The organism is Vibrio sp. SCSIO 43009 (genome assembly GCF_023716525.1).
In the GTDB taxonomy this organism is placed as follows: Bacteria; Pseudomonadota; Gammaproteobacteria; order Enterobacterales; family Vibrionaceae; genus Vibrio; species Vibrio alginolyticus.
On sequence record NZ_CP071843.1, the window covers coordinates 473,758 to 486,521 of the forward strand.

General features: G+C 46.4%; 9 protein-coding genes. 4 read left to right on the forward strand and 5 right to left on the reverse strand.

The genetic code is table 11. The features are described from left to right. Window positions 1-9: 9 nt before the first annotated feature. The 3 genes from vmeQ (at window position 10) to J4N43_RS17815 (ending at window position 5,348) form a co-directional block, all read left to right on the forward strand. Window positions 10-3,150 carry an efflux RND transporter permease subunit VmeQ gene (vmeQ, locus tag J4N43_RS17805; RefSeq protein WP_158159410.1) on the forward strand — a complete coding sequence of 1,047 codons (3,141 nt, stop codon included), beginning with the start codon at window positions 10-12 and terminating at the stop codon, window positions 3,148-3,150. A 120-nt stretch (window positions 3,151-3,270) separates the two neighbouring features. Beyond that, complete coding sequence (locus J4N43_RS17810) at window positions 3,271-4,374, forward strand: OmpP1/FadL family transporter (RefSeq protein WP_053350522.1); 1,104 nt, start codon at window positions 3,271-3,273, stop codon at window positions 4,372-4,374. Between the two features lie 176 nt (window positions 4,375-4,550). Next, window positions 4,551-5,348: a hypothetical protein gene (locus J4N43_RS17815; RefSeq protein WP_053350521.1), complete on the forward strand. Its 798-nt coding sequence runs from the start codon at window positions 4,551-4,553 to the stop codon at window positions 5,346-5,348. 47 nt (window positions 5,349-5,395) lie between these two features. Here the strand turns inward: J4N43_RS17815 and speG are convergent, their stop codons facing one another. Continuing rightward, window positions 5,396-5,935, reverse strand: coding sequence for a spermidine N1-acetyltransferase (speG, locus tag J4N43_RS17820; protein WP_005375417.1), 540 nt, complete (start codon window positions 5,933-5,935; stop codon window positions 5,396-5,398). Window positions 5,936-6,181: 246 nt separating this feature from the next. On the opposite strand from speG, the gene J4N43_RS17825 reads away from it, so the two are divergent. After that, window positions 6,182-6,334 (forward strand): hypothetical protein, encoded by a 153-nt coding sequence (locus tag J4N43_RS17825; RefSeq protein WP_005375418.1) that lies wholly within the window; start codon window positions 6,182-6,184, stop codon window positions 6,332-6,334. A gap of 112 nt (window positions 6,335-6,446) precedes the next feature. Here the strand turns inward: J4N43_RS17825 and J4N43_RS17830 are convergent, their stop codons facing one another. The 4 genes from J4N43_RS17830 to J4N43_RS17845 all read right to left on the reverse strand — a co-directional run bounded on the left by J4N43_RS17830 (window position 6,447) and on the right by J4N43_RS17845 (window position 12,764). Beyond that, window positions 6,447-7,496 carry a sensor domain-containing diguanylate cyclase gene (locus J4N43_RS17830; RefSeq protein ID WP_053303796.1) on the reverse strand — a complete coding sequence of 350 codons (1,050 nt, stop codon included), beginning with the start codon at window positions 7,494-7,496 and terminating at the stop codon, window positions 6,447-6,449. Window positions 7,497-7,778: 282 nt separating this feature from the next. After that, the gene (locus J4N43_RS17835; RefSeq protein ID WP_017821520.1) at window positions 7,779-8,630 is read right to left on the reverse strand and encodes a carbenicillin-hydrolyzing class A beta-lactamase CARB-56; all 852 of its coding nucleotides are present in this window, start codon (window positions 8,628-8,630) and stop codon (window positions 7,779-7,781) included. A gap of 326 nt (window positions 8,631-8,956) precedes the next feature. Continuing rightward, window positions 8,957-9,478: a copper-resistant cuproprotein CopI gene (gene copI, locus J4N43_RS17840; RefSeq protein WP_158159409.1), complete on the reverse strand. Its 522-nt coding sequence runs from the start codon at window positions 9,476-9,478 to the stop codon at window positions 8,957-8,959. Between the two features lie 76 nt (window positions 9,479-9,554). Next, complete coding sequence (locus J4N43_RS17845) at window positions 9,555-12,764, reverse strand: efflux RND transporter permease subunit (protein WP_158159408.1); 3,210 nt, start codon at window positions 12,762-12,764, stop codon at window positions 9,555-9,557.

Consider the following 12,764-nt stretch of genomic DNA (forward strand, 5'->3'; position numbering starts at 1 on the left):
TGAGTACTGATGTTAAGTAAATTTTTCATTCACCGGCCGAAGTTTGCTTTGGTGATCTCACTGGCGATGACATTGATGGGTATGATCGCCCTGAAAGTCTTGCCAATTTCTGAGTATCCTCAAATCTCTCCAACGGTAATTACGGTGAGCACCATGTATCCGGGTGCAAACGCGGACGTGGTTAAAAAGACCGTAGCACAACCGATAGAAGCCAAAGTCAACGGCGTTGAAGACATGATTTACATGTCTTCTGTGATTGGTAACGATGGCTCATACACATTGCGTATTTACTTCCGAGTGGGCGCAGATGGCGATATGGCGCAGGTTCGTGTGAACAACTTGGTGGCACAGGCGACGTCGTCTCTACCACAAGAAGTAAACCAAATCGGTGTGACGGTTAAGAAGAAATCTTCCGACATGCTGGGCGTTATCACACTGCGTTCTCCGAAACAGTCTCACGACAGTATCTACCTTTCTAACTACGCGGATCTCAATATTGTCGAGCGTCTAAAACGTATCGAAGGTATGAGTGACATTACGCTGCTGGGTAAGAAAGACTACTCAATGCGTATTTGGTTGAACCCAAATAAACTGGCTACCTTGAAGCTTTCTGCTAGCGATGTTATTGGCGCAATTAAAACGCAAAACATCCAAGTGGCGGCGGGTAAGATCGGTGGTATGCCAGCTCCGGGTGATCAGCAATATCAATATGTTTTGCAAACCAAAGGCCGCCTTACTTCTGCGGAAGAGTTCGAGAACATCATCATCCGTGCGAGCAAGAAAGGTTCTCTGATTCGCTTGAAAGATGTGGCTCGTGTCGAAGTTGGCGCACAAGGTTACGAAGCTGATGGTCGTATGAATAACGAACCAGCCGCCGTTCTGGCCTTGTACCAGTTGCCGACAGCGAATGCGCTAGACGTGATGGAGCGGGTGAAAGAGGCCATGAAAGAGTACGAGAAATCGTTCCCAGATGATTTGGTCTATGACATCGCGTATGACTCTACCGAATACGTAGAGACATCGATTGATGAAGTGTACGAGACGCTGGTGATTGCGGTACTTCTTGTCACCTTCGTTGTGTACGTTTTCTTGCAGAACTGGCGAGCGACCATCATTCCAACCTTAGCGATTCCGGTTTCCATCATTGCGACTTTCGCAATCATGGGCGTGATGGGCATGACCATTAACACCATCTCGTTGTTTGGCTTGATCCTCGCCATCGGTATCGTGGTGGACGATGCGATCATCGTGGTAGAGAACGTGGAGCGGGTTATCCATGAAGAGCATTTAGACCCGATTCCGGCCACGATCCAAGCTATGAAAGAAGTGACGGGGCCAGTATTGGCAACAACGCTTATTTTGTTGGCAGTATTCGTACCGGTTGCGCTATTGCCGGGTATTTCCGGTCGAATGTTCAACCAGTTCGCAGTCACCATCTGTGTGTCGGTGCTGATCTCTGCGATCAACGCATTAACGTTAACGCCAGCGCTTTGTGCGTTGATGTTGAAATCTACTCACTCGCAACCTATTGCGCCTTTGCGTGCGTTTAATCGAGGTTTTGAAGCAATAACGCGCAAATACCAAGGTTTAGTTGGCTTCTTGAGCCGTCGTATTGTGCTGAGTATCGGTGTGTATGGCGCGCTTATTGCGGTGCTGGCATTTGCGTTCATGACCGTACCTTCTTCTTTCGTTCCGAACGAAGACAAAGGCGTGTTCATGGTCGAAATGCGTTTGCCAGACGCTGCAGCACTGCAGCGTACTGCACCATTAATGAAGAAGTACGTTGATGAGCTAAAACAGATGGAAGGTGTGGAGAACGTGGTTTCGGTTGCGGGCTTCTCGGTAATTAACATGGCGTCGATTCCAAACTCGGGCATCTTGATCATCAAACTGGATAACTGGAGCAAACGTAAAGACCCTGAACTACACCAACGCGCATTGATGAATAAAGTTAACCAAATGCTGAACTCAACGCCAGATGCCGCTTCGTTCGTTTTCGCGACGCCGGCAATCAAAGGTATGGGTGCGGTGGATGGTTTCAACCTTGTGCTGCAGGACAACTTGGGCCGTTCTCCACAAGAGTTGGCAAAAACAACCGCTGATTTTGTTGCCCAAATCAACCAACTGCCTGAAGTGGCACGTGCGTTCTCGATTTTCCGTGCGAATATTCCGCAACGTTACATCGATATTGATCGCGATAAAGCGATTTCGATGGGCGTACCGTTGAATGAAATCTTCAGCACACTGCAAGCACAGTTGGGCGGTGCCTACATTTCTGACTTCAACTTGTTTGGTCGTTCGTACCAAGTGAAAGTGCAAGCAGAAGAGCAATACCGTGACAACATCGACGACATCAACCATCTGTTTGTTCGCTCAAGCTCTGGAAAAATGGTGTCACTGGCAACACTAGTGAAAGTGAAGCCGATCTTTGGCCCTGATACCTTGTCGAACTACAACATGTTCAGTTCTGCAACCGTGAACGGTGCGCCAGCGCCAGGTTACAGCTCGGGTGATGTTGTAAAAGCCATTGAAAAACTGGCTGCGGAATCTTTGCCAAGTGGTTACTCATACGAGTGGTCAGGCATGACTTACCAAGAGATGAAAGCAGGCAACATGGCACCAATCGCGTTCGCATTGTCTTTGCTGTTCACCTACTTGTTCTTGGTGGCCCAGTACGAAAGTTGGACCATTCCTGCTGCGGTAATGATGGCGGTTCCAGTCGCGATTCTCGGCGCAATGGGAACGCTACTGCTGGTAGGACAACCGTTCGATTTGTACGTTCAGATTGGTGTGGTCATCTTGATCGGTATGTCCGCCAAAGTGGCGATTCTTATTGTGGAATTTGCCAAAGTTCTGCGAGAAGAAAAGGGCTTATCCATCATTGATGCTGCCAAAGAAGCTGCTCGAATCCGTTTCCGTGCAGTACAGATGACCGCATTCGCCTTCATCTGGGGGGTATTCCCGTTGGTGATTGCATCGGGTGCCGGTGCGGCATCTCGTCACTCACTGGGCTTTGCGGTATTCGGCGGCATGATTCTCTCTACGTTTGTTGGCACGTTACTGACGCCAGTGTTCTTCGTGATGATGCAATCTCTGCGCGAGAAGTTTAAGCGAAAGAAACCCACTGAACTTGAGGTGAGCGAGCAATAACGCTGATTTTAACTGACTGACTCCACAACACCCCCACGCTGTGTGCGATTGGCCAATGCCTTTCATTGATATACAACCACCGTCGCAGCGTGGGTTCCCCTAACAATAATAGGTTTTAGCATGAAAAATCTTTCAAAAATCGTCGTAGCGAGCTCTCTACTGACGTGTGCTGCTGCGCAAGCGGGTGGGTTATACCTTTATGAAACTACAGCATCGGATATTGGTTTGGCATCCGCTGGTATGGCGGCTCGTGCGCAAGATGCCTCAGTAATGGCAGCAAACCCGGCTGGTCTGGCGAATGTTTCTGGTAAATCTTTCTCTGGTAACCTGATTGGCCTTTACGGTGACGCGCAACTAGACACGATGACTAGCGATGCGGGCAACGTGATTGGTTTTGTTCCTATGGCGTCGGCATTTTACAGCCAACAAGTGAACGACAAATGGACGCTGGGTATTGGTCTGTATGGCAACTACGGCCTTGGCCTCGAGTACGAAGGTCTTTTGAATAATCATTTAGATATTCCTACAGCAACGACACAAGCGTTGACCATTCAACCTTCCGCTTCTTACCGCATCAATGATCACTGGTCTGTGGGTGCGGCGCTTGGCATTCAGTACGGTATGTATGAAGTGGAAACGAAGGGAGCCCTGAACTTCAATGACGAAGACCAAGATACTCAGGTCAACGGTCGAGTAGGTGTGCTTTATGAGGCAACACCAGGCACTCGTCTTGGTCTGTCTTACTCTTCTGAAACCGAATTTGAATTCGACAACAGCAACTCCATTGCTCCGCAACAACTGATCTTCAGTGCTTACCATGAAGTGAATGATGACCTAGCGGTGATGTGGAACGTGAACTGGCAAGACTGGAGCGAATACACAACCACGCTTAAGGCTGCAGAATTGGTCGATGTAGAGACACAAGACACTTACCAAATCGCATTGGGTACTCAGTACAAACTGAATGAAAAAATGATGTGGAATGCAGGTTTTGCATTCGATACCAGCATGTATGAAAGCCAATCAAACGGTGACATTACCGTTCCTACTGGCAAGGCGTACCGCATTGGTACAGGCATTGATTACAAATTGGATTCAGAAAACTCAATTGGTTTCGCGTTTGAAGCGATCTTGATGGAATCGTCAGAAACGCCACGCTTACAAGCTGGCTTTGATGAGCCTGCTCTGTACTTCATGAGCATGAGCTACAACTGGAAAAACTAATCATTCCTAATCGCTAAAACGCCTTCCTTACAGGCCATTCTACCCTAACTACCTGCACTGGATGCTGTCATGCCATCTAAGGTAGTTAGGGCGCTTCTGTCGCATCCAGTGAGTGATGATTCAAAAAGTATCTGCGCAGCTAAGTGCGGGTATTCAACATCTCAAAGGACTAAAAAATGAAAAATAAACTAGCGTTAGTGTGTACGACTTTGTTGGTCAGTACGCTGGCTCATGGTGCCGAGCATCGAGTAAAAGACAATAAAAACAAGTTGGCGGATGACCCAACAAAAGTCATCACGAAATTTGGCGCCTCGTACGCAAACAACTACGATTTTGATGATCAAAACATCTCATTCTCGGGCTCACTTGCGCTTGACCAAGCGCGCAAAATCAACCTGCGTATCAATGATGATGCGAGCGAGTGGCGTATTGGTGGCTCGTGGTTGTTTCCGGTCGGTATCGTGAACTTCAACTTCGGTAAAAATGAATACGTAAATGGCGCGGATCAAACCAACTACAGCGTTGGTACCTTTATGCCGCTAAGTTATTTCGGGATTGAGCCAGCAGGCTTCCAAATTTTCCCAATGGCAGGCTATACGTACAACACTGGTGATGTTCCTGTTTGTGACGGTGCAGAAAGTAGCCACTGTAGCGAGCCTAACTTTACGGGCACTCCAAGTGCAGAGAATGGCTTCAATATGATGAGCTCTTCAGGCAGTAGCGGTTACGTTGGTGCATTTGCGCTGAAATCGTTTACCAAAGAGCTGACGTTAATCAGCTTCGCAGCAGGCACTTACGGCTCAGAAAACAGTGAAGGAGAGAACTACAAAGGCTTCTTTGGTGGTATTGGTCTTGGTTACCTCGTGAGCAAACGCCACTCTTTTACCGTAATGACGTTTGTCATGGACAACAACACCTATTTGGATGAAGCAGACAAGCGCATCGTATTATCATATCAATATCAATTTGAATAAATAAAAACGCAGCCCAAATAGCTGCGTTTTTACTTTGATAGAATGAACTAGTGAATTGAGTTGTTTTCTTCGATCTTTTTCTGGTACTGGTGTTTTAATATATACATGCGCTTAACATCGCTGTAAGCGCCGTTAATAAAGTATTCTTCTACAAGGTGACCTTCTTCGATAAAGCCGCACTTTTTGTATAAGTGAATAGCGACTTCGTTATCCACTGCGACTAATAAGTAGATTTTACGTAGATTAAGAATTGAGAATGAGTAATCTAACGCACGATTAATCATTTCTGTCGCATAACCTCGGCCTTGATGCTCTGGGGCGATGATTATCTGAAATTCCGCGCTGCGGTGAATGTAGTTAATCTCGATCAGCTCAACTAAGCCAATTACGATGCCGTCTTCATCTTCGACGACAAAACGCCTTTCAGCGTCATCATGTATATGTTTTCGATAAAGTTCTTCGAGCTCGTCATAAGACTCGTAAGGTTCTTCGAACCAGTAGGCCATGATATTTCGGTTGTTATTCAGTTCATGAATAAAGCGCAAATCAGAACGCTCTAATGCACGCATTTTTAGGCCTTTCTTCATCATTTTTCTCCAATGAGGGCGGAGAATACCTCCGCACTTGATGCTAGAAAATATTACCGTATTTCACAAGAATAGCGCATCTTTTTTTGGAAAATATCCTGTGATTTTCAATGTGGAAACTTAGAGTTCACGACAAATATAAATTAATCTTTACGATAAAAAACTCGATTAGGTGCTTTGCCTAATATCGTATTAAATACCGCGCAACGACTTAGTGTCTTAATCTAAACAAACAAGGTATTCAATATGTTTTCAATCGGTGACGTAGTAGTAGCGACTAAAGGTATCGATCTTGGCGAAATGGTTGTTACAGGTTTAAGCAGTGGCGGTTTTTACACACATGTAAAAGCAGGCGAAAAAACACTAACTTACCCAGCTAAAGATCTTAAGAAAGCATAATTAAATTTGCTCATTCTTATTTTTAACTGGCTTAAAGTTCGTACTAGTTATTTTAAGCGGGTTAGAATCGATAAAAGGTAGCGCAATGAGTCGCTACCTTTTTTTATTTTTTCTACCTTTCTTCACCAATATGAAACTCAACGCGATTTCTTCCGGTTTCCTTTGCCTTGTAAAGTGCTAAGTCTGCGCGTTTAACAAGTGGTTCAAATGAGTCGTCGAGACGACAGACTTGAGTTACCCCAATACTCGCGGTGAAGCTCATATCACAACCTGAATGTTGAACGGTCGTCGTTTCTAGTGCATTACGAATCGTTTCTAATGTGTCTAGAGCTTGCTGTGATGAGCGACTTCTTAATACGATGGCAAACTCTTCACCACCAACTCTGGCAAGTAAGTCACAATCAAGTAGATGACTTTTAATAGTATTAACTGCATGGATCAGTGATTTATCGCCTGCGTCATGACCAAACCGGTCATTGAGGCTTTTAAAATTGTCGAGATCTAAAATAGCAACATGGAAGTCAATGCCCTGGGTTCGGTATTCATTTAGGCGGCTTTCGATTTGTCGCATGAACTCTCTGCGGTTTGGAATACCTGTTAGATCATCCGTCGTGGCGAGGTGCTCCATTTTCATAATCTGTATATGAAGGGCAATGTTCAAAGCAATCCAATTAGCGATGCACTGAAGCTGTGCCGCTTGTTCGTTTGTGTAAATGTGCGTTTGATGATGCGCAACATTAAGCGTTCCTAGGCAGACTTTACCGTGCATTAAAGGCGCGTCCATACACGTACCCATACCATTGGATGCGAGCATCACACAATCGATCTCATCAGATTGCGTAACATCGTCGCAGATCATCAGTTGTTGCTTTTTGAACACTCGGCCAACAAACGCTTGATGAATGGGCACTAAAAATTCAGCGGGAATCGCTTTACTACCAGAGAAAGAGTAGACCTTTAAATGATCATTGTTTTCATAAAGTGTGATACTCGCACGGTCAGAATTAAATATACGATTTATCCATTCTGCCACCGTATCAAGTACTTGCTGTAGTGTTTCCGATTGAGCTAAAAAGTGAACAAACCCTATCGGCATACATATCGGACTTTCCATGTTTTGCATCGATAAGTCATCAGGGTTAAAAGTTCTTTCAAGTCTCAATAGACATCTCCTTGGCAATGTTGCAAATACCAACAATAAATTACGTGAAGCTATTTTGTAGAAAATGTGCTTCTTGGTAAGAGTATGGTTCAATTATCGCCATTTGTGTGCATTTGGTTGCTTAATGTGGGCGTTAACTCACCCTAAATAAGTAAATCTTATACCTATTTATAAGTAAGTCATTACTCAATAAGTGGTGTTTTTAAGATGGAAGTACAGAATGAGCCCTTCTGGAAGAGAAGGGCTAGAAAAGGATACAAATAGGGTTAGGTGAGTGGTGACTTAATTGTCTTTGTACTTTTGTAAAATCAACTGACTTATCTGCGCAACGAGTTGGTCCCTAGCTTGAAGTGAGAGCTCGGTTTCTGTGACATAAATACTAATGTAAACAGGTCGATGATTTTCCTTCCATATAATCGCGTTAATGCCACGCGAACCATGACCTCCCGCACCAGAACGGTCTGCAATAGACCAACCTGTTGGTAATACAGAACGCATTAACGAGTCTGAAACTTTGTTGTCCTGCATCCAGATTTTTAATTGTACACGAGACTCATAAGACAACGTTTCGCCTTCGATCAAGGTTCGCAGAGTGTTTAGTATGGCGTTAGGTGTGGTTGTATCGCGGCTGTCGCCTGGTGTGGCTTCGTTCAAGCGAGGTTCTATTCTGTCTAGGCGCGTTGCTTTATCTCCAATTGTTCGCAGAAACATTGTTACGGCTTTAGGGCCGCCAATTTCATTTAATACCAAGTTGGCTGCAGTATTATCACTCATTAACATAGCGGCTTCACACGCGTGCTCTATGCGTGTGTTTTGGCCTGCGAGCTTATCCATCACTGGAGACCATACAACGATACTGCGCTCATCGACTTTTGCGGTCGCATTCTTACTTAGCTTACCGCTGTCCATATCACTTAGCATTTTGGCACAAGCTAGGGTTTTGAATGTGCTCATGAGTGGGAAGCGTTCATCGCCACGGTAGTCCCAACGCTCGTCTGCTTGGGTATCCCAAACTGACACCCCAATTCTGCTTGAGGTTTGTTGCTCGAGGAGAGAAATGTCCTCATTCAGTTGGGACGCGTAACTTAGGGTTGAGCAAACCATTAGCCCAGCCAACAAAAATAACTTTTTCATGGATCGTGTTCTTCAATTTTAGTTTTAGTTCGCACCGTAGCGATGTCACGTAAACTATAACGAGCCAATACTCTAAACACTGTTAAATCTATGTCTATTTTATGTAGGATTCTTTGCAATACGCTTATACGGTCTCAATATGAGGAGAAGAGTGTTGCTATCAAGGCCCGTAGTTTGGCTTATATATTACGTCGGTGATTCGGTCATAAAAATATCTTAGCGTGAGACACTGGCTCAGAATTTCTTATCATGAGCTAACGAATAGTTTGATCCAGAGAAATAAAAGGAGCTGAATCATCAGCTCCTTTGTCTAGTTGGATAATTACTTACAGTTCAATCTTTTTAACCATGCCCGATTCTGCATGGCCCGGAATGTTGCACGCGAACTCAACCTTGTTGTCACCGTGGAAGTGCCACAGTAATTGCTTCGCTTTACCTGGTTCTACCGTAACTGCGTTGCCTGAGTCATGCATGTGATCGCCACTCATTGTCTTCATCATTTCGCGATGTTCTAGCTGCTCTTTAGCCGAACCAATCGTAAACTCGTGGTTGATCTTACCGGTGTTCATGACCACAAATTGCACCACATCGTTTGGCTCAATCTTAACGTCTTTCTTGAACTTGATGGTCATATCATCATCCAAGATAACGTGTACCACCTTGTCTGGCTTTGCCCCTTTTGCTGGCATACCTACTGCCGACATGCCCGGCATATCCATCATGTTTGAATGGTCCATTTTACTGTGGTCCATCTTCATGCTGCCGTGGTCCATGTTTGAATGATCCATTTGGGCAAACGCAGTCGTTGTTGTTAGGGCTAGAGCAAGAGTGATTAGTGTCTTTTTCATTTTTATATCCTTGTTTTAATTCATTAATAACTTGGTTGCTTCCCCTCAAACGAATTGATTGAGGGGAAGGTAGGGATTAAGCGTTGTTACCAGTGCGACCTGTGCTGTCGGCGTTTTCGATTTGGTTCCCAGTTTGCGTGCTTGTTTGGCTCGAAGTTGAGTTACTTGGGCGCAACTCACGTTGTTTCCACAGCTTGAAGATGGCTGGAAGCACTAACAGCGTCAGCAGCAGTGCTGATGCCATACCGCCAATCATTGGTGCAGCGATACGTTGCATCACTTCTGACCCTGTACCTTCGCCGTACATGATCGGAATCAGACCAATAATGACCGTCAGTACCGTCATCATTACTGGGCGAACACGCAGGCCTGCACCTTCACGAATGGCATCGGTTAGATCTTTCGCCTCAAGCTTCTGTTGGCTCTCTTCCGCATCCAGCTTTTTGTAGTGCCATGCTTGGTTGAGGTAGACGAGCATGATGACCCCAATCTCAACTGCGACACCTGCTAGGGCAATAAAGCCGACCCCAACGGCAATCGAGAAGTTGTAGTTGAGGATATGCATGAGCCACAAACCACCGACCATAGCGAGCGGTAGGGTAAGCATGATGATCATCACTTCACCGACACGACGGAAGCTGAAGTAAAGCAGCAGCATAATGATGGCGATGGTGATTGGTACCACGACACTCAAGCGATCTTTCGCACGCTCCATGTATTCGTATTGACCAGACCAAGCCAGCGAGTAACCCGCAGGAAGTTCCAATTGATCAGCCACGACTTGCTGTGCTTCCACGACGTAAGAGCCAAGGTCACGCCCATCAATGTCGACAAATACCCAGCCATTCGGACGCGCGTTTTCCGTCTTGATCATCGGAGGGCCGTCTTCGTAACGAATGTCCGCGACATCAGCCAGCGCAATACGAGCGCCATTTGGTGTCACTAATGGTAGGTTTTGCAGTTTAACCACTGAATCACGGTAGTCTTGTGGGTAACGAACGTTGATTGGGTAACGCTCCAAGCCTTCGATGGTTTCACCTACATTCATGCCGCCCACCGCGGTCGAGATCACCCGCTGAACGTCTTTGATGCTCAAGCCGTAACGCGCTGCTGCACGACGTTTAATGTCGATCGTGACATAACGACCACCTGCTACACGTTCTGCGTAAACCGATGCCGTGCCTTGTACGCCATTAAGAATTGGCTCCAACTGAGAGCCGATCTTCTCAATCACTTTCAGATCGGGTCCGGCGATCTTAATGCCGATAGGGGTTTTGATGCCCGTTGCCAGCATGTCGATACGCGTTTTGATCGGCATTACCCAAGCGTTAGTAAGACCAGGGAACTGAACCAGCTTGTCGAACTCTTTGCGCAGTGACTCGGTTGTTACCCCTTCACGCCATTGGTCGCGTGGCTTCAACTGAATCACGGTTTCAATCATGGTGAGTGGCGCTGGATCGGTTGCAGTTTCAGCTCGGCCAATCTTGCCCCATACGGTTTTCACTTCTGGAACGGTTTTGATCAGCTTGTTGGTTTGTTGTAGAAGCTCGCGTGCTTTACCAATTGAGATACCCGGATAGGTTGTTGGCATGTACATCAAGTCGCCTTCATCCAGCGGAGGGATGAACTCGCTACCCAGTTTACTGGTTGGGTAGTAAGCCGACGCCATTAGACCTAATGCGATAACAATCATGGTCTTAGGGTATTTTAAGCTGGTGTTCAACAGTGGGCGGTACAACGCGACCAAACCACGGTTAACTGGGTTTTTGTGTTCCGGTAACACCTTACCTCGAATTAAGTAGCCCATAAGAACAGGGACGAGTGTGATTGCCAAACCTGCTGCCGCTGCCATGGCGTACGTCTTAGTGAACGCAAGCGGCGAGAACATCTTGCCTTCCTGACCTTCTAAGGCAAACACCGGTACAAAGCTAAGAGTAATGATCAGCAACGAGAAGAACAGCGGTGCGCCAACTTCTTCTGCGGCTTTGCCAATTACTTGCCAGCGGTTTTTGTCGGTCAGTGGCGTTCGTTCAATGTGCTTATGAACGTTTTCAATCATCACGATTGCACCATCCACCATGGCACCGATAGCAATCGCAATACCACCCAAGGACATGATGTTGGCGTTGATGCCTTGCCAATGCATCACGATAAATGCAGTGAGAATGCCAACCGGTAGGCTCAGAGCGATAACCAACGAAGAACGAATGTGGAACAGGAACAACGCACACACAATCGCAACGACGATGAACTCTTCTGCGAGCTTCTTCCAGAGGTTTTCTACCGCTGAATCGATAAGGGTAGAGCGGTCGTAGGTTGCAACAATTTCAACGCCTTCTGGTAGGCTGCGTTGTAGGTCTGCAAGTTTGTCTTTGACTTTCGCAATCACTTCACTGGCGTTTTCACCAAAGCGCATCACGATAACGCCACCGACCGCTTCACCTTCGCCATTCAGCTCTGAGATACCACGGCGCATTTGTGGACCAAGGTTAATGTCTGCGATGTCTCCTAATAGCAACGGCGTGCCTTTCTCAGTGACTTTTAGCGGCAGTGATTTGATGTCTTCAATGCTGGTTAAGTAACCCGTGGTACGAACCATGTGCTCCGCTTCCGCAACTTCGATAACGGACGCGCCGGTTTCTTGGTTACCGTTTTGGATTGCCATGTTCACTTGTTGCAGAGTGAGGTTGTACGCACGCAGCTTGGCAGGATCAATCTGCACTTGATACTGCTTCACCATACCGCCTACGGTAGCGACTTCAGAGACACCATCAACGGTTTGCAACTCGTACTTCAAGAACCAGTCTTGCAGGCTGCGGAGATCCGCCAAATCATGCTTGCCGGTTTTGTCTTGTAATACGTAGCTGTAAACCCAGCCCACGCCCGTTGCATCAGGACCTAGCGTTGGTTTTGCGTTCGGTGGCAGCTTGGGTGCTACTTGGCTTAAGTACTCCAACACGCGTGAACGTGCCCAGTACATGTCGGTATCATCGTTGAAAATGATATAAACGTAAGAGTCACCAAAGAAAGAGTAGCCACGAACCGTCTCAGCACCCGGCACGGCAAGCATGGCGGTGGTGAGTGGGTAAGTAACTTGATCCTCGACGACTTGAGGAGCCTGACCCGGATAGCTTGTCTTGATGATCACTTGCACATCAGAAAGATCCGGAATCGCATCAACAGGCGTATTCTTTACACTGTAAAGTCCGCCTAATATAAGGGCTAAGGTCGCGACCAACACTAGGAATCGGTTGCTCAGTGACCAACGAATAATAGCATTGATCAT

What these genes read in the sequence shown, in the direction of transcription:
- vmeQ (WP_158159410.1), top strand. Translation starts at nt 10, where the DNA reads ATGTTAAGTAAATTTTTCATTCACCGGCCGAAGTTTGCTTTGGTGATC.
- J4N43_RS17810 (WP_053350522.1), top strand. Translation starts at nt 3,271, where the DNA reads ATGAAAAATCTTTCAAAAATCGTCGTAGCGAGCTCTCTACTGACGTGT.
- J4N43_RS17815 (WP_053350521.1), top strand. Translation starts at nt 4,551, where the DNA reads ATGAAAAATAAACTAGCGTTAGTGTGTACGACTTTGTTGGTCAGTACG.
- speG (WP_005375417.1), bottom strand. Translation starts at nt 5,935, where the DNA reads ATGAAGAAAGGCCTAAAAATGCGTGCATTAGAGCGTTCTGATTTGCGC.
- J4N43_RS17825 (WP_005375418.1), top strand. Translation starts at nt 6,182, where the DNA reads ATGTTTTCAATCGGTGACGTAGTAGTAGCGACTAAAGGTATCGATCTT.
- J4N43_RS17835 (WP_017821520.1), bottom strand. Translation starts at nt 8,630, where the DNA reads ATGAAAAAGTTATTTTTGTTGGCTGGGCTAATGGTTTGCTCAACCCTA.
- copI (WP_158159409.1), bottom strand. Translation starts at nt 9,478, where the DNA reads ATGAAAAAGACACTAATCACTCTTGCTCTAGCCCTAACAACAACGACT.
- J4N43_RS17845 (WP_158159408.1), bottom strand. Translation starts at nt 12,764, where the DNA reads ATGATCAATGCTATTATTCGTTGGTCACTGAGCAACCGATTCCTAGTG.